Source organism: Helicobacter pylori (genome assembly GCF_003638305.1).
Lineage (GTDB): Bacteria > Campylobacterota > Campylobacteria > Campylobacterales > Helicobacteraceae > Helicobacter > Helicobacter pylori_DJ.
Window position 1 is genome coordinate 61,313 of the sequence record NZ_MVYP01000007.1, and the last position, 19,258, is coordinate 80,570.

The following is a 19,258-nucleotide window of genomic DNA, read 5'->3' on the forward strand; positions in this document are numbered from 1 at the left end:
CTAGGAAATGAGAGGGTAGCGTTTAATGAAGAAGTTTAAAAAGAAACCAAAAAGTATAAAACGATCGCATCAAAATCAAAAAACAATCTTAAAGCGTCCTTTATGGCTTGCACCTTTACTCATCAGCGGGTTTGCTAGTGGGGCGTATGCTGATGGAACGGATATTTTAGGGCTTAGTTGGGGGGAAAAAAGCCAGAGGGTATGCGTGCATCGTCCATGGTATGCTATATGGAGTTGCGACAAATGGGAGGAAAAAACACAACAATACACAGGAAACCAACTCATCACAAAAACTTGGGCAGGGGGTAATGCGGCTAACTACTACCACTCTCAAAACAACCAAAATATTACAGCCAATTTAAAAAATGATAACGGCACTTATTTTTTAAGCGGTCTGTATAACTACACCGGAGGGGAATATAATGGGGGGAATTTAAATATTGAATTAGGCAATAACGCTACCTTTAATCTAGGTGCGAGTAGTGGGAATAGCTTCACTTCTTGGTATCCTAACGGGCATACTAATGTTACTTTTAGCGCTGGGACTATCAATGTGAATAACAGCGTAGAAGTGGGCAATCGTGTGGGATCGGGAGCTGGCACACACACCGGCACAGCCACTTTAAACTTGAACGCTAATAAGGTTACTATCAATTCCAATATCAGTGCGTTTAAAACTTCGCAAGTGAATGTAGGCAATGCTAACAGCGTTATTACTATCGGTTCGGTTTCTTTAAGTGGGGATACTTGCAGTTCTTTAGCTAGTGTGGGCGTAGGGGCTAATTGCTCCACTTCTGGGCCTAGCTATTCTTTTAAGGGGACGACCAACGCTACTAATACGACCTTTAGCAATGCAAGCGGTAGTTTCACTTTTGAAGAGAACGCCACTTTTAGCGGGGCGAAATGGAATGGGGGGGCATTCACTTTCAATAAAGGATTTAGTGCTACCAATAACACCGCTTTTAATAGCGGTAGTTTTAATTTTAAAGGCACAAGTTCCTTTAATGGTGCGAATTTCAACAACGCTACATACACTTTTGACAATCAAGCCACTTTCCAAAACAGCTCCTTTAATGGGGGGACTTTTACTTTTAGTAACCAAATTAATCCAACTAACAGCGCTCAGCACCCCCAAATTGTGTTTGAAAACAGCTCTTTTAGTGGTGGCGATACCACTCTTAAAGGCTTTGTGAATTTCCAGCAAGCCTTTAACAACTCAAACCACCAACTAACAATCCAAAACGCTTCCTTTAATAACGCCACTTTCAATAATACCGGTAAAATCACTATAGAAAAAGATGCGAGCTTTAATAACACGACATTCAACACTCCTGTTAATACAAACAACATGACCATTAATGGTGGCGTTACTTTAAGCGGTAAGAATGATTTGAACAATGGCTCAACCCTTGATTTTGGGAGTTCTAAAATCACTCTCGCTCAAGGGGCGACTTTTAACCTTACAAGTTTAGGGAGTGAAAAGAGCGTAACGATTTTAAATTCTAGCGGTGGGATCACTTATAACAATCTTTTAACTCATGCGCTTAATGGCCTGACAAACGCTTTAAAAACAACTGAAGGCCCTTCAAAGCCGCAAAGTTTCGCTCAAGGCTTGTGGGATATGATCACTTACAATGGGGTTACCGGGCAGCTTTTGAGCGAAAGCGCTGCAACACCTAAACCCGCTAATGCTTCGCCCTCTGCATCCACTAAAGACTCCCCACAAGTCTATCAAGTGGGCTATAAAATAGGGGATACTATCTACAAACTGCAAGAAACTTTTGGCCCTAATTCCATTATCATCCAGGCTTTAGAGAGCGGAACTTACACGCCACCCCCTACAATCAGCGGATCACAATTTGACTTATCCGCTTCAAATTATATTAATTCTAACATGCCTTGGTATGATCATAAATATTACATCCCCAAATCCCAAAATTTTACAGAGAGCGGGACTTATTACTTGCCGAGCGTTCAAATATGGGGGAGCTACACTAACTCGTTTAAACAGACCTTTAGTGCTAGTGGTAGTAATTTGGTGATTGGGTATAACTCAACATGGACTGGAAATAGCGTTTCTTCTAGCGACACGGTGTCTTTTGGGGACACTTCAGGGAGCGCTCTTAATGGGCATTGCGGGCCTTGGCCCTATTACCAATGCACGGGCACGACTAACGGCACTTATAGCGCTTATCATGTGTATATCACAGCGAATCTGCGTTCTGGCAATCGTATAGGCACCGGTGGGGCAGCCAATCTGGTCTTTAATGGGGTAGATAGTATCAATATCGCTAACGCTACTATCACGCAGCATAACGCTGGGATTTATTCAAGCTCTATGACTTTTTCCACGCAAAACATGGACAATTCGCAGAATTTGAATGGGCTAAACGCTAATGGCAAACTTTCCGTGTATGGCTCAACTTTCACTAACCAAGCCAAAGACGGGAAATTCATTTTCAATGCAGGGCAAGCGGTTTTTGAAAACACCAACTTTAATGGAGGGAGTTACCAATTCAGCGGCGATAGCTTGAATTTTTCAAATAACAACCAGTTCAATAGCGGTTCGTTTGAAATTGGCGCAAAAAACGCTTCGTTCAATAACGCCAACTTTAACAACAGCGCTTCTTTTAATTTCAATAACTCTAACGCAACCACTTCATTTGTGGGGGATTTCACTAACGCTAATTCAAATTTGCAAATCGCCGGGAACGCTGTTTTTGGGAACTCTACTAATGGCTCTCAAAATACCGCTAATTTTAATAATACCGGCTCTGTTAATATTTCTGGGAATGCAACCTTTGATAATGTGGCTTTTAATGGCCCTACGAATACGAGCGTGAAAGGGCAGGTTACTCTCAATAACATCACTTTAAAAAATTTAAACGCTCCTTTGTCTTTTGGCGATGGAACGATTGTTTTTAGCGCTCATTCGGTGATTAATATTGGTGAAGCTATCACTAATGGCAACCCTATCACCCTTGTAAGCTCTTCTAAAGAAATTGAATACAACAACGCTTTCAGTAAAAATCTATGGCAGCTCATCAACTACCAAGGGCATGGGGCAAGCAATGAAAAACTCGTTTCTAGTGCGGGTAATGGCGTCTATGATGTGGTGTATTCTTTCAACAACCAAACCTATAATTTTCAAGAGGTTTTTTCACCCAACAGCATTTCTATCCGGCGTTTGGGCGTTGGCATGGTGTTTGATTATGTGGATATGGAAAAATCGGATCATTTATATTATCAAAACGCTCTCGGTTTTATGACCTACATGCCTAATAGCTATAACAATAATTTAGGGAATGCAAACAACACCATTTACTATTACGACAACAGCATTGATTTTTATGCGAGCGGGAAAACTCTATTCACTAAGGCGGAATTTTCTCAAACATTCACCGGGCAAAACAGCGCGATCGTTTTTGGGGCTAAAAGCATATGGACGAGCTTAAGCGATGTGCCACAATCTAATACCATCATTCGCTTTGGGGACAATAAGGGAGCAGGGAGTAATGATGCGAGCGGGCATTGCTGGAATTTGCAATGCATAGGCTTTATCACAGGGCATTATGAAGCGCAAAAGATTTACATCACCGGCAGTATTGAAAGCGGGAACCGCATTTCTAGCGGTGGGGGCGCGAGCCTTAATTTTAACGGGCTTCAAGGCATTCTTTTAACGAACGCAACTTTGTATAACCGCGCCGCTGGGACGCAAAGCTCTTCTATGAATTTTGTTTCTAATAGCGCGAATATTCAGGCTCAAAACTCCTATTTTATAGACGATACCGCGCAAAATAAAGGCAACCCTAATTTTAGTTTCAACGCTTTGAATTTGGATTTTTCTAACAGCTCTTTTAGAGGCTATGTGGGGACAACGCAGTCTGTTTTTAAATTCAATGCCGTTAATGCGATCAGTTTCACCAACAGCACGAATTTAAGCTCTGGTTTGTATCAAATGCAAGCTCAAAGCGTGTTGTTTGACAATTCCAATTTAAGCGTTTCAGTGGGGACAAGCAGTATTAAAGCCAATGCGATCAGTCTTTCTCAAAACGCCTCTATCAATGCGAGCAACCATTCAACCTTGGAACTCCAAGGCGATTTGAATTTGAACGACACCAGCTCGCTCAACCTCAACCAAAGCACTATCAATGTGTCTAACAACGCCACGATCAACGATTATGCGAGTTTGATTGCTAGTAATAACGCTCATCTTAATTTTAACGGAGCGGTTAATTTCAATTCAGCGAATATTACTACGAGTTTGAGTAATTCCTCTATCGTGTTTAAGGGAGCGAGCTCTTTAGGAGGGCAGTTTAATTTAAGCAATAACTCTTCTTTAGATTTTCAAGGCTCTAGCGCTATCACCTCTAACACGGCGTTTAATTTCTATGATAACGCTTTTTCTCAAAGCCCCATCACGTTCCATCAAGCCCTTGATATTAAAGCGCCCTTAAGTTTAGGAGGCAACCTCTTAAACCCTAACAATAACAGCGTGCTGAATTTGAAAAACAGCCAGCTTGTTTTTGGCGATCAAGGGAGTTTGAATATCGCTAACATTGATTTACTAAGCGATCTAAACGATAATAAAAATCGTGTGTATAACATCATTCAAGCGGACATGAATAGTAATTGGTATGAGCGTATCAGCTTCTTTGGCATGCGCGTCAATGACGGGATTTATGATGCTAAAAACCAAACTTATAGTTTCACTAACCCCCTTAATAACGCCCTAAAAATCACCGAGAGCTTTAAAAATAACCAACTAAGCGTTACGCTCTCTCAAATCCCGGGTATTAAAAACACGCTCTATAACATTGGCTCTGAAATCTTTAACTACCAAAAAGTCTATAACAACGCTAATGGCGTGTATTCTTATAGCGATGATGCACAAGGCGTGTTTTATCTCACAAGCAGCGTGAAAGGCTATTACAACCCCAACCAATCCTATCAAGCTAACGGCAGTAACAACACTACGAAAAATAACAATCTAAGCTCTGAGTCTTCTGTCGTCTCGCAAACCTATAACGCGCAAGGCAACCCTATTAGCGCGTTGCACATCTATAACAAGGGTTATGATTTCAATAATATCAAAGCGTTAGGCCAAATGGTGCTCAAACTCTACCCTGAAATCAAAAAGATATTAGGGAATGATTTTTCGCTTTCAAGTTTGAGCGGTTTAAAAGGCGATGCACTAAACCAGCTTACCAAACTCATCACGCCTAGCGATTGGAAAAACATTAACGAGTTGATTGATAACGCAAACAATTCGGTGGTGCAAAATTTCAATAACGGCGCTTTGATTATAGGAGCGACTAAAATAGGGCAAACAGACACCAATAGTGCGGTGGTTTTTGGGGGTTTGGGCTATCAAAAGCCTTGCGATTATACTGATATTGTGTGCCAAAAATTTAGAGGCACTTATTTGGGGCAGCTTTTGGAGTCTAGCTCGGCTGATTTGGGCTATATTGACACGACTTTTAACGCTAAAGAAATTTATCTTACCGGCACTTTAGGGAGCGGGAACGCATGGGGGACTGGGGGGAGCGCTAGCGTAACTTTTAACAGCCAAACTTCGCTCATTCTCAACCAGGCTAATATTGTAAGCTCGCAAACCGATGGGATTTTTAGCATGCTAGGCCAAGAGGGCATTAATAAGGTTTTCAATCAAGCCGGGCTCGCTAATATTTTGGGCGAAGTGGCGGTGCAATCCATTAACAAAGCCGGGGGATTAGGGAATTTGATAGCGGATGTATTAGGGAGTGATAGCGTGATTGGAGGGCATTTAACGCCTGAACAAAAAAATCAAACCCTAAGCCAGCTTTTGGGGCAGAATAATTTTGATAACCTCATGAACGATAGCGGTTTGAACACGGCGATTAAGGATTTGATCAGACAAAAATTAGGCTTTTGGACCGGGTTAGTGGGGGGATTAGCCGGACTAGGGGGCATTGATTTGCAAAACCCTGAAAAGCTTATAGGCAGCATGTCCATCAATGATTTATTGAGTAAAAAAGGGTTGTTCAATCAGATCACCGGCTTTATTTCCGCTAACGATATAGGGCAAATCATAAGCGTGATGCTGCAAGATATTGTCAAACCGAGCGACGCTTTAAAAAACGATGTAGCCGCTTTGGGCAAACAAATGATTGGCGAATTTTTAGGCCAAGACGCACTCAATTCTTTAGAAAGCTTGCTGCAAAACCAGCAGATTAAAAGCGTTTTAGACAAAATCCTAGCGGCTAAAGGTTTAGGGTCTATTTATGAACAAGGTTTGGGGGATTTGATCCCTAATCTTGGTAAAAAGGGGCTCTTCGCTCCCTATGGCTTGAGTCAAGTGTGGCAAAAAGGGGATTTTAGTTTCAACGCGCAAGGCAATGTTTTTGTGCAAAATTCCACTTTCTCTAACGCTAATGGAGGCACGCTTAGTTTTAACGCAGGGAATTCGCTTATTTTTGCCGGAAACAATCATATTTCATTCACTAACCACGCTGGAACGCTCAATTTATTGTCTAATCAAGTTTCTAACATTAACATCACCACGCTTGATGCCAGCAACGGCCTTAAGATTAACGCCGCTAGTAACAATGTTTCCGTGTCTCAAGGCAATCTGTTTATCAACGCTAGTTGCATGCAACTAAGCGATCCAACTACAGCTAGCGCCACAAACCCTTGCGCGTTTAGCGCCCAAAGCGCGAATGGCGCTTCTTCTAGTAATGCGTCAAATAACGCGCCAATCGCCTTGAACAATAACGATGAGAGCTTGATAATTACGGCGAATGATTTCAATTTTTCAGGCAATATTTACGCTAACGGGGTGGTTGATTTTTCAAAGATTAAAGGCTCTGCAAACGTTAAAAACCTGTATCTTTACAATAACGCTCAATTCCAAGCCAACAACCTTATTATTTCCAACCAAGCGGTGTTAGAGAACAACGCTAGCTTTGTAACGAATAACTTAAACATTCAAGGAGCGTTTAACAACAACGCCACGCAAAAAATAGAGGTGCTTCAAAATTTAGTGATCGCTTCAAACGCTTCTTTAAGCACCGGGATTTATGGGTTAGAAGTAGGGGGGGCTTTGAATAATTTGGGAACGATCCATTTTAATTTAGAAAATTCTCAAACGCCTGTAAATCCGCTCATTCAAGCAGAGGGGATCATTAATCTCAACACCGCCCAAACGCCTTTTATGAATGTCAGCGTGGCTAATGGCGGAACTTACACTTTATTAAAAAGCAGCCGTTACATTGATTACAATATCAACCCTAATAGCTTGCAATCGTATTTGAAGCTCTATACCTTAATCAATATCAACGGAAACCACATAGAGGAAAAAAACGGCGTATTGACTTATTTGGGCCAACGGGTTTTATTACAAGATAAGGGGTTATTATTGAGCGTAGCGTTGCCCAACTCAAACAACGCCCATCAAAACAACATTTTAAGCCTTTCTGTTCTTCATGACCAGATTAAAATGTCTTATGGCAACAAGATCATGGACTTTACCCCCCCTACCTTACAAGATTACATTGCGGGCATTCAAGGGCAAAGCGCACTCAATCAAATTGAAGCTGTTGGGGGGAACGCTATCAAGTGGCTTTCAACATTGATGATAGACACTAAAGAAAACCCGCTTTTTGCACCAATTTATTTAGAAAACCACTCTTTGAATGAAATCTTAGACGCAACAAAAGATCTTCAAAACACCGCAAGCTTGATTTCTAACCCTAATTTTAGGGATAACGCTACCAACCTTTTAGAATTGGCGAGTTACACCCAACAAACCAGCCGTTTAACAAAACTCTCTGATTTTAGGGCTAGAGAGGGAGAGTCTGATTTTTCTAATCGCTTGTTAGAGCTTAAAAACAAGCGTTTTAGCGATCCTAACCCTAGCGAGGTTTTTGTCAGACACTCTCAACTCAGCAAACACCAAAATAACCTTTGGGTTCAAGGGGTGGGAGGAGCGAGCTTTATTTCTGGGGGCAATGGCACGCTTTATGGCTTGAATGTGGGCTATGATCGGTTGGTTAAAAATGTGATCCTTGGGGGTTATGTGGCTTATGGCTATAGCGACTTTAATGGGAACATCATGCATTCTTTGGGTAATAATGTGGATGTGGGGATGTATGCGAGGGCTTTTTTAAAAAGAAACGAATTCACTTTGAGCGCGAATGAAACTTATGGAGGCAATGCAACTAGTATCAATTCTTCTAATTCTTTGCTCTCTGTGTTGAACCAACGCTACAACTACAACACCTGGACAACGAGCGTGAATGGGAATTACGGCTATGATTTCATGTTCAAACAAAAAAGCGTGGTGCTAAAACCTCAAGTGGACTTGAGCTATCATTTCATAGGCTTGAGCGGGATGAAAGGCAATGATGCCGCTTACAAACAATTTCTCATGCATTCAAACCCCTCTAACGAATCGGTTTTAACGCTCAACATGGGGTTGGAGAGCCGTAAATATTTTGGTCAAAATTCCTATTATTTTGTAACGGCGAGACTAGGTAGGGATCTTTTGATCAAATCTAAAGGCGGCAATACGGTGCGTTTTGTGGGCGAAAACACTTTATTGTATCGCAAGGGGGAAGTTTTTAACACTTTTGCGAGCGTGATCACAGGAGGCGAAATGCATTTGTGGCGTTTGATGTATGTGAATGCGGGGGTGGGGCTTAAGATGGGCTTACAATACCAAGACATTAATATAACCGGGAATGTGGGCATGCGAGTGGCGTTTTAGCTTTTTTGCTATAATGCTTCGTTCAAATTTTATGGTTAGGTTTTTCCATGTTTAATTATGAAGAGCTGTTTCAAACTTATAAAACCCCTTTTTACCTCTATGATTTTGACAAAATCAAACAGGCTTTTTTGAATTATAAAGAAGCGTTTAAGGGGCGTAAATCTTTGATTTGCTACGCTTTAAAGGCGAATTCCAATTTGAGTATCCTCTCTTTATTGGCGCATTTAGAGAGTGGGGCGGATTGCGTTTCTATAGGCGAGATACACAGGGCTTTAAAAGCCGGGATCAAGCCTTATAGGATCGTGTTTAGCGGGGTGGGTAAGAGCGCGTTTGAAATAGAGCAAGCCCTAAAACTCAACATTTTATTTTTGAATGTAGAAAGTTTTATGGAATTAAAAACGATTGAAACAATCGCTCAATCTTTAGGGATAAAGGCTAGGATTTCCATTCGAATCAACCCTAACATTGACGCTAAAACGCACCCCTATATTTCTACCGGTTTGAAAGAAAATAAGTTCGGTGTGGGAGAAAAAGAAGCTTTAGAAATGTTTCTTTGGGCTAAAAAAAGCGCGTTTTTAGAGCCTGTTAGCGTGCATTTTCATATCGGCTCGCAGCTCTTAGATTTAGAGCCGATTATAGAAGCGAGCCAAAAGGTGGCTAAAATCGCTAAATCTTTGATCGCGCTAGGGATAGATTTGCGTTTTTTTGATGTGGGCGGAGGCATTGGCGTGAGCTATGAAAATGAAGAAACGATCAAGCTTTATGATTACGCGCAAGGGATTTTAAACGCGCTTCAAGGCTTGGATTTGACCATTATTTGTGAGCCAGGCCGCTCGATCGTGGCTGAGAGTGGGGAATTGATCACGCAGGTTTTGTATGAAAAAAAGGCTCAAAACAAGCGCTTTGTAATCGTAGATGCGGGCATGAATGATTTTTTACGCCCCAGTTTGTATCATGCTAAACATGCCATAAGGGTTATAACGCCCTCTAAGGGGCGTGAGATCTCGCTTTGCGATGTGGTAGGGCCTGTGTGCGAGAGCAGCGACACTTTTTTAAAAGACGCCAATTTGCCAGAATTAGAGCCAGGCGATAAATTAGCCATAGAAAAGGTTGGGGCTTATGGCTCTAGCATGGCCAGTCAATACAATTCGCGCCCCAAACTCTTAGAATTAGCCCTAGAAGATCACAAAATCAGAGTGATAAGAAAAAGAGAGGCTTTAGAAGATTTATGGCGGCTAGAAGAAGAAGGCTTAAAAGGGGTTTGATTAGATGCAAAAGAATTTGGATAGTCTTTTAGAAAATTTAAGGGCTGAAATTGATTTATTGGATAATGAATTAAGCGATCTTTTAGACAAACGCTTAGAAATCGCTTTAAAAATCGCTCTCATCAAACAAGAAAGCCCCATTTATTGCCCTAAAAGAGAGCAAGAAATTTTAAAACGACTCAGCCAAAGGGACTTCAAACATTTGAATGGAGAAATTCTTACGGGTTTTTATACAGAGGTTTTTAAGATTTCTAGAAAATTTCAAGAAAACGCCCTCAAAGAGTTAAAAAAATAAAAGAGAGTTGTTATGTTTGAAAAAATTACCCTAGCGCATAAGGACTTGTTTTTAAGGTTTTTAAGCGCTCAAAAAATTGTTTTATCAGATGTGAGTTTTACCAATTGCTTTTTATGGCAGCACGCAAGGCTCATTCAAGTGGCGGTGATTAGGGATTGCTTGGTGATTCAAACCACTTATGAAAACCAAAAACCCTTTTATTTCTATCCTATCGGTAAGAGGCCGCATGAATGCGTAAAAGAGCTTTTGAAATTAGAAAAAAATTTAAGATTCCACTCCCTGACTTTAGAGCAAAAAGACGATTTGAAAGACAATTTTGTAGGGGTGTTTGATTTCACTTACAACCGAGACAGGAGCGATTATGTTTATTCTATTGAAGAACTAATCGCGCTCAAAGGGAAAAAATACCATAAGAAAAAAAACCACCTAAACCAGTTTTTAACCAATTATGCGAATTTTGTTTATGAAAAAATTTCTCCTCAAAATAAAAAGGAAGTTTTAGAAGCCTCTAAAGCGTGGTTTTTAGAAAGCCAAACCGATGATATAGGGTTAATCAACGAAAATAAGGGCATTCAAAGCGTTTTAGAAAATTATGAAAGTTTGGATTTAAAGGGGGGGCTTATTAGGGTTAATGGGGAAATAGTCTCGTTTAGTTTTGGGGAAGTTTTAAACGAAGAGAGCGCGCTCATCCACATTGAAAAAGCCCGCACAGATATTGCAGGCGCGTATCAAATCATCAACCAACAATTGCTTTTGAATGAATTTAGCCATTTAACTTACGCTAACAGAGAAGAAGATCTAGGATTAGAGGGCTTAAGAAGGTCTAAAATGAGCTATAACCCGGTGTTTTTGATAGACAAATACGAAGCCGTTGCTAGAAATTAAATGATTTTTGGGGATTTTAAATATCAAAAAAGCGTTAAAAAACTCACAGCCACTAATTTCAATGAGCTTAAAAACGCCCTGGATTTCATCTCTCAAAATAGGGGGAGGGGGTATTTTGTGGGGTATCTTTTGTATGAAGCGCGTTTAGCGTTTTTAGATGAAAATTTTCAAAGCCAAACCCCTTTTTTGTATTTTGAACAATTTTTAGAAAGAAAAAAATATTCTTTAGAGCCTTTAAAAGAGCATGCGTTTTACCCTAAAATCCACAGCCCTTTAGATCAAAAAACTTATTTCAAGCAGTTTAAAGCCGTTAAGGAGCATCTCAAAAACGGCGATACCTATCAAGTGAATCTCACGATGGATTTATTTTTAGACACTAAAGCCAAACCAAAGCGCGTTTTTAAGGAAGTGGTACACAACCAAAACACGCCTTTTAAGGCTTTGATAGAAAATGAGTTTGGGAGTATTTTAAGCTTTTCGCCGGAATTGTTTTTTGAATTAGAGTTTTTAGACACAGCGATTAAGATTATCACAAAACCCATGAAAGGCACGATCGCTCGCTCAAATAATCCCTTGATAGATGAAAAAAACCGATTGTTTTTGCAAAATGACGACAAAAACAGAAGCGAAAATGTGATGATCGTGGATTTATTGCGTAACGATTTGAGCCGCTTGGCTTTAAAAAATAGCGTGAAAGTCAATCAATTGTTTGAAATTATTAGCTTGCCGAGCGTGTATCAAATGATAAGCGAGATTGAAGCTCAATTGCCCCTAAAAACCAGCTTGTTTGAAATTTTTAAGGCGTTGTTCCCTTGTGGCTCTGTGACCGGATGCCCTAAAATAAAAACCATGCAAATCATTGAAGATTTAGAAAAACGCCCTAGGGGGGTGTATTGCGGGGCGATAGGCATGGTTGGAGAAAAAAAAGCCCTTTTTAGCGTGCCTATCCGCACTTTAGAAAAAAGAACGCATGAAGATTTTTTGCATTTGGGGGTAGGGAGTGGGGTAACTTATCAAAGTAAAGCGCCAAAGGAATATGAAGAGAGCTTTTTAAAATCCTTTTTTGTGATGCCCAAAATAGAATTTGAGATCGTGGAGACGATGAAAATTATCAAAAAGGATCAAAAATTAGAGATCAATAATAAAAACGCCCATAAAGAACGCTTAATGAATAGCGCCCAATACTTTAACTTTAAATACGATGAAAATCTTTTAGACTTTGAATTAGAAAAAGAAGGGGTTTTAAGGGTTTTACTCAACAAAAAGGGCAAGCTCATTAAAGAATACAAAACCTTAGAGCCTTTAAAAAGCTTAGAAGTCCGTTTGAGTGAAGCCCCCATTGATAAACACAATGATTTTTTATACCATAAGACCACTTACGCCCCTTTTTATCAAAAGGCTCGAGCGCTCATTAAAAAAGGCGTTATGTTTGATGAAATCTTTTATAACCAGGATCTAGAACTCACTGAGGGCGCTAGGAGCAACCTTATTTTAGAAATCCATAATAAGCTTTTAACCCCTTATTTCAGCGCGGGCGCGTTAAACGGGACGGGTGTAATGGGGCTTTTAAAAAAAGGTCTTGTTGAGCATGCCCCTTTAAAATTACAAGACTTGCAAAGAGCGGCTAAAATCTATTGCATTAACGCGCTATATGGCTTAGTGGAAGTGAAAATCAAATAACCATAAAAATAGAAGCGGCTAAAACCTCATTTTTAGAAATAGGTTACTAAATGGAGCAAAAAAGTTAAAACTCGCCCACAATAATCATAATGATTAAAGTTTTCATATTCATTATAAATCCGTTTACACAATTATTTTATAAATTCAAGTAGAGGGTTTGTAGGAACTCTCATCAAAAAACAAGGAACATAATATGAGACATGGAGATATTAGTAGCAGCCCCGATACTGTGGGTGTAGCGGTAGTTAATTATAAGATGCCTAGACTCCACACTAAAGAACAAGTGTTGGAAAATTGTCGCAATATCGCTAAGGTGATTGGTGGGGTCAAACAAGGTTTGCCCGGATTGGATCTGATTATTTTCCCTGAATACAGCACGCATGGGATTATGTATGACAGACAAGAAATGTTTGACACAGCTGCAAGCGTTCCTGGAGAAGAAACCGCAATCTTTGCTGAGGCTTGTAAGAAAAACAAGGTTTGGGGAGTGTTCTCTTTAACTGGGGAAAAACATGAGCAAGCTAAAAAGAATCCTTATAACACTTTGATTCTTGTCAATGATAAGGGTGAGATCGTGCAAAAATACCGCAAAATCTTGCCTTGGTGCCCTATTGAATGCTGGTATCCTGGGGATAAAACTTATGTGGTTGATGGGCCTAAGGGCTTGAAAGTTTCTTTGATCATTTGCGATGATGGGAACTACCCTGAAATTTGGCGCGATTGCGCGATGCGTGGGGCAGAACTCATTGTGCGCTGTCAAGGTTACATGTATCCGGCCAAGGAGCAACAAATTGCGATAGTGAAAGCTATGGCGTGGGCTAATCAATGTTATGTAGCGGTAGCGAATGCGACCGGCTTTGATGGGGTGTATTCCTATTTTGGGCATTCTAGCATTATTGGTTTTGACGGGCATACTTTGGGCGAATGCGGGGAAGAAGAAAATGGTCTTCAATACGCTCAGCTTTCTGTGCAACAAATCCGTGATGCGAGGAAATACGACCAAAGCCAAAACCAACTCTTCAAACTCTTACACAGAGGTTATAGTGGGGTTTTTGCTAGTGGCGATGGGGATAAGGGTGTGGCGGAATGCCCTTTTGAGTTCTATAAAACTTGGGTTAATGACCCCAAAAAAGCTCAAGAAAATGTAGAAAAATTCACTCGCCCAAGCGTGGGTGTGGCCGCTTGTCCTGTAGGCGATTTGCCTACGAAATAAAGGGCAAAAGGAGGGGGGCTTCATAGAAGCTTAAAAGGCATTTTAATACCTCTTTTTAGAACGCTTAAAAACCATCAAAAGATTACAAGTATTTCGTTAAAGACAAATTATTGATTTTGTTCGTGGAAGCCAGAACAGCGTTATAATTGTTGGTGAGATTGGAAAACTTGTTATAAGTTTCTGCCATATCCGTGCCGGTCGTTTCCCCACGAATGCTTTGAACTTGCGTTTTTAAAACTTCATTACGCCTGATAATGTTCTCAAACGCCTTACCATGAGCGCCGTTTTTAGCGATCATTTTTTCTATGTGATCGCTCAAGTGATCTATAAGGGTGATGCCGTTTTGAATGCCTAAATTACGCATATCGCTAGAATAAGTATCCCCTAAAGCGTCCGGGCGATAAATCCCTTTTCTTACAGAAGTGATAATATTTTCTAATTGATCAAAAAAATTCACGCTTGGCTTGTCAATAATTAAAGCGTTATTAGCGTTTAATTTAAGGCTTGGTTTGTCGCTGTGCAAGGCGTTTTGAGAAAAATCATTCGCGTCTTTATCAAAAAGCATGAACTGCATTTTGGTGTTTGAATGCATGTTGTCTTGGATAATGACTTTACCCTCTTCATTCAAATTAATAGAAAGGTTGTCTTTAGCTTGTTTTAACAATCCAATAAATTGCTCCTTGCTTTCTTTTGAAGTGGGGTTATCGCTGATTTGTTGGTAGATTGCAGGGTCAGTATTGCTGTAATTGAGCGCGATACTCATCGCATCCATGAGCTGCCTGTAAGTGACTTCATTGGGTTTAGACGCTTGAATGTCAGCGGTTGTGGGGTCATAAAGCGGGATTTTAACGCCATTAGGCAAACTCAAAAAAGCCCCATTAGGATCCAAGTTTATTTGCGCTTCTAAAAACGAACCATTCACATCGTTTAATTTCATGTTAAAAACGCTATTTTCTAAACTCCCCTTAGAGACTTCACTCAGTTTAGTAGAGCCATTAGCCGCGCCATTTTGAGCGATCTGAGCGACATTGCTTTCTAATTTTGCCCCTTCTTTATTGAAGTAGGTTTTTTGGTATTCGCTCGCGTTATTAGTGGGGATACCGGCCACTTCCAGCCCTTTTTGATCCAAGGTGCTTAAGGCAAAAGAAATAGGCGATTCTTTAGAAGAATTGTCAATGATCCTCAAACGCCCGTTGGTTGCAATTTCCACATCCACTTCATTATTGAAGCGTTCTTTGATTGCGTCTTTCAAATCTTTAATCGTAGAATTTTTCACATCTAAAAGAATGGGAATATCCAAATTAATAGGGAGGTTTGGGATTTGAATAGCGCTTGTATCGCCCAAACGGCTGGCGTTGATTTTTAAAGTTTCCACCTTATCGCCAAAAATCTCGCTCAATTTAGTGTTTTTGTTGGCTAAAACATTGTCTTTAGTGATAAACACGCTAGGGATTTCAAGCACCTTGGGATTATACATGTTAGGCACCGCTTTAACTTGGCTCAAACTCCTATCCGTTACAAACGCGCTTTTGACATACTCAGTAACCCTTTTAGCGCTCGAACGCAAGGCGTCTAAATCATCAAAATCCCCATCGCTAGAAATCAAATGAAAATCCAAATTTTCACTGCCGGGGGTTAGGTTTTTAATCTCAATTTGCCCCCAATTGTTCAAACTCACATCCACGACTTTATTTTGCGAAGTGTTCCCATAAGCGTGAGCGATTTTATCCAACAAATCGCTCACTTTAGTCGCACTCTCTTTGTTTTGATAGGCTTTATCCAGCACGAATTTTTCTTTAAAACTAGAGCCATCAGGCCTAACGCCTTGCAAATAAAAAAACTCTTTAGGGTCATTGGTGGGATCTTTATCGTTATCGCCGATGAGTTCTCGTAAGGTATCGCTGGGTTTAATGAAAACTTCTTCAGGCAATGAAGAATGCTCTAAAGCGTCCATCACATCAGGGTGGAGCTTGTTTTGATTGAGTAATTTAATGTTGGTGGTAATGAGTTTGTGTTTGTCTTTATCCGCGCCTAAAAACAAATCTTGCCCGCTGATATTATAAGGCACAAGGTTATCAGAGCTAATAAGCGCGTTTAAATCTTCGCCATTGCCATGGTATTTCCCATTACTATCAATGGGGGGTCTATCCACCTTACTGCCCCCAAATAAAAATTCCCCCCCTATAGAAGTGTTAGCAACATTTATCATATGCTCTTTTAAGCGTTCTAAATCGTTAGCGATAGCGGCGCGAGAAGTTTCTGAATGCACATCGTTAGCGGATTGGATGAGTTTGGTTTTAAACGCCTCCATCGTTTTAGAAAATTCTTGCAAGGCTTTGTCGGTATTGAGCGTTGAAGTGTAAGCGTTTTGGGCCACATCAATGCCTTGATCTAAGGTGTTTTCTTCGTATTGGAATTTTAAATTCTGGTTGTTAATGTCGCTGTTTTGATAACCATAACGGATTTTTAGCCCTGAAGCGATCTGCGTGTTAGCGTCATTGATTTTATTTTGTAAAGCGTTTTGGTAGTGATTCATTTGGTTGTATTTTGAGCCAAAGGTAACGCGCATGATCAAATCCTTATTGGTTTTTTAACAAACAAGCTAAAAGTATTCCAAAATAAGCTTAATAACAATTGCGAGTGGTTTGAGTGGGGCAATGCGGAGGAATAATGGCGGGTTAAATGGGGTGTTTTTGAGTAAAAAAATTCTTTTAATATGAATTTAAACTAAATTTAAAGTTAAATTTTAGCAAATACTCACTATAATAAGCGTTTATTTTAAAAAGAGCGTTCAATTTTTAAGGAATAGAAATGTCATACGCAATATTCAAGCATGGCGGTAAGCAATATAAAGTCGTTGAAGGCGATATTGTTTTATTGGATAAAATGAATAAAGAGCCTAAGGCTTTAGTGGAATTAGTGGAAGTGTTAGCCGTATCCAAAGAGGGCAAACTCTCTTGCGGGAAACCCTTTGTGAATGGGGCTAAAATTGAAGCGGAAGTGATCAATGAAGGGCGTAGCAAAAAAGTCATCACTTTCAAAAAACGCCGCCGAAAAGACAGCAAAACCAAGCGTGGTTTTAGAAGAGATTTCACTCGTGTGAGAATCACTAAAATTGTAGCATAAGGAGTATTAAACAATGGCACACAAGAAAGGTCAAGGGAGCACGCAGAATAACAGAGATTCTGCAGGAAGACGCTTAGGCGTGAAAAAATTTGGCTCAGAATTTGTGAGAGCAGGGAATATCATCGTGCGCCAAAGAGGCACTAAAATGCACCCCGGTAATAATGTGGGCATGGGGAAAGACCATACCTTATACGCGCTCATAGATGGCGTTGTGAAGTTTGAGCATAAAGACAGAAGCCGCAAAAAGGTTTCTGTAGTTAGTGGGAATTTTGGGGAGTAGGGTAACCTTTAAAGGTTAATTAAACCTTTGGGTGTTTGTCAAACGCCTATAAACGCAATAAAATATTTATAATTTAGATCTCTATCCTTTATAGAATTTGTTGTGGAGACTGGCTTATGAATAATGTTTTTGTTAAGGGTTTGTTTTTTTTTCTTTTATTGTTTGGGTCTTTTTTGAAAGCTTCAGAAAGCCCAAACGCCACTCTTAATCCATCTAAAGAAAATATTTCTGTTGAAGAACAAAAGCGTTTTGGAGGCGTTTTAGTTTTTGCAAGAGGCGCTGATGGATCGAGCATGGATCCGGCTTTAGTAACTGATGGCGAAAGCTATGTGGCAACGGGCAATATTTATGACACGCTCGTGCAATTCAAATACGGCACCACAGAAATTGAACCGGCCTTAGCGACAAGCTGGGACATATCCCCAGATGGTCTTGTATATACCTTTCATTTACGCAAAGGGGTTTATTTCCACCAGACGAAGTATTGGAATAAAAAAGTGGAGTTTAGCGCTAAAGACGTGCTGTTTTCTTTTGAGCGCCAGATGGATAAGGCTAAACGATACTATAGCCCGGGGGCTAAAAGCTATAAGTATTGGGAAGGCATGGGCATGTCTCATATTATCAAGAGCATTGAAGCTTTAGATGATTACACGATTAAATTCACGCTTAATGGGCCAGAAGCTCCGTTTTTAGCCAATTTAGGCATGGATTTTTTGAGCATTTTGAGTAAGGATTACGCTGATTATTTGGCTCAAAACAATAAAAAAGACGAGTTGGCTAAAAAACCTGTTGGGACAGGGCCTTTCAAATTCTTTTTGTGGAATAAAGATGAAAAAATCATTCTGGTCAAAAACCAGGATTATTGGGGGCCTAAAGCTTATTTGGACAAAGTGGTGGTGCGCACCATTCCTAATTCTTCCACTCGTGCCCTGGCGTTAAGAACTGGCGAAATCATGCTCATGACCGGGCCTAACCTCAATGAAGTGGAGCAGTTAGAAAAACTTCCTAATATCGTGGTGGATAAAAGCCCCGGGCTGATCGCTAATTGGCTTTCATTAAACACGCAAAAAAAGTATTTTAACAACCCTTTAGTGCGTTTAGCTATCAATCATGCGATTAATGTGGATGATTACATTAAGGTGATTTATGAAGGCTTTGCTCAAAAGATGGTCAATCCTTTCCCGCCCACTATATGGGGTTATAACTACAACATCAAACCCTATGAATACGATTTGAAAAAGGCTAAAGAGTTACTGAAACAAGCGGGGTATCCTAACGGCTTTAAAACCACTATTTTTACCACTTCCACTCGTAACCCAAAAGGAGCGGTGTTCATACAAGCGAGCTTGGCTAAAATTGGCATTGATGTGAAAATTGAAGTGTATGAGTGGGGGGCTTATTTGAAAAGAACGGGCCTGGGCGAACATGAAATGGCGTTTGCAGGCTGGATGGCAGACATTGCGGATCCGGATAATTTCTTATACACCTTATGGAGCAAGCAAGCTGCTTCAGCTATACCCACTCAAAATGGTTCCTTTTATAAGAGCGACGCCTTTTCCGATCTGCTCATAAAGGCTAAACGGGTTTCGGATCAAAAGGAGAGGGAAGCCCTTTATTTAAAGGCTCAAGAAATTATCCATAAAGACGCGCCCTATGTGCCTTTAGCTTATCCTTATTCAGTGGTGCCGCACTTGTCTAAAGTCAAAGGCTATAAAACGACCGGAGTGAGCGTGAATCGCTTCTTTAAGGTGTATTTAGAAAAATGAAA

Annotated in this window: 10 protein-coding genes; 9 read left to right on the forward strand and 1 reads right to left on the reverse strand. The window is 40.3% G+C overall.

Annotated elements, in window-relative coordinates; all coding sequences use genetic code 11:
* The first annotated feature begins 25 nt into the window (after positions 1–25).
* From imaA to EAL04_RS04455, 6 genes are all read left to right on the forward strand, one after another.
* The gene (gene imaA, locus EAL04_RS04430) at positions 26–8,746 is read left to right on the forward strand and encodes an immunomodulatory autotransporter protein ImaA (protein ID WP_120973561.1); all 8,721 of its coding nucleotides are present in this window, start codon (positions 26–28) and stop codon (positions 8,744–8,746) included.
* Positions 8,747–8,793: 47 nt separating this feature from the next.
* Complete coding sequence (gene lysA, locus EAL04_RS04435; protein ID WP_120973565.1) at positions 8,794–10,011, forward strand: diaminopimelate decarboxylase; 1,218 nt, start codon at positions 8,794–8,796, stop codon at positions 10,009–10,011.
* A 4-nt stretch (positions 10,012–10,015) separates the two neighbouring features.
* Complete coding sequence (locus EAL04_RS04440) at positions 10,016–10,306, forward strand: chorismate mutase (protein ID WP_120973569.1); 291 nt, start codon at positions 10,016–10,018, stop codon at positions 10,304–10,306.
* Between the two features lie 12 nt (positions 10,307–10,318).
* On the forward strand, positions 10,319–11,191 hold the full coding sequence (locus EAL04_RS04445; RefSeq protein WP_120973572.1) for a DUF2156 domain-containing protein: 873 nt from the start codon (positions 10,319–10,321) through the stop codon (positions 11,189–11,191).
* Positions 11,192–12,871 (forward strand): bifunctional chorismate-binding protein/class IV aminotransferase, encoded by a 1,680-nt coding sequence (locus tag EAL04_RS04450; RefSeq protein ID WP_120973574.1) that lies wholly within the window; start codon positions 11,192–11,194, stop codon positions 12,869–12,871.
* Positions 12,872–13,064: 193 nt separating this feature from the next.
* Entirely contained in the window at positions 13,065–14,084 is a 1,020-nt protein-coding gene (locus tag EAL04_RS04455; protein WP_001215709.1) for an aliphatic amidase, read from the forward strand.
* Positions 14,085–14,166: 82 nt separating this feature from the next.
* Here EAL04_RS04455 and flgL read toward each other — a convergent pair whose 3' ends face one another.
* Positions 14,167–16,653, reverse strand: a complete 2,487-nt coding sequence (flgL, locus tag EAL04_RS04460; protein ID WP_120973577.1) for a flagellar hook-associated protein FlgL — start codon at positions 16,651–16,653, stop codon at positions 14,167–14,169.
* A gap of 242 nt (positions 16,654–16,895) precedes the next feature.
* On the opposite strand from flgL, the gene rplU reads away from it, so the two are divergent.
* The 3 genes from rplU to EAL04_RS04475 all read left to right on the forward strand — a co-directional run bounded on the left by rplU (position 16,896) and on the right by EAL04_RS04475 (position 19,256).
* Entirely contained in the window at positions 16,896–17,210 is a 315-nt protein-coding gene (rplU, locus tag EAL04_RS04465) for a 50S ribosomal protein L21 (protein WP_000119329.1), read from the forward strand.
* Between the two features lie 13 nt (positions 17,211–17,223).
* Positions 17,224–17,490 carry a 50S ribosomal protein L27 gene (gene rpmA, locus EAL04_RS04470; RefSeq protein WP_120956185.1) on the forward strand — a complete coding sequence of 89 codons (267 nt, stop codon included), beginning with the start codon at positions 17,224–17,226 and terminating at the stop codon, positions 17,488–17,490.
* Between the two features lie 116 nt (positions 17,491–17,606).
* Entirely contained in the window at positions 17,607–19,256 is a 1,650-nt protein-coding gene (locus EAL04_RS04475) for an ABC transporter substrate-binding protein (protein WP_120973581.1), read from the forward strand.
* The last annotated feature ends 2 nt before the right edge of the window (positions 19,257–19,258 follow it).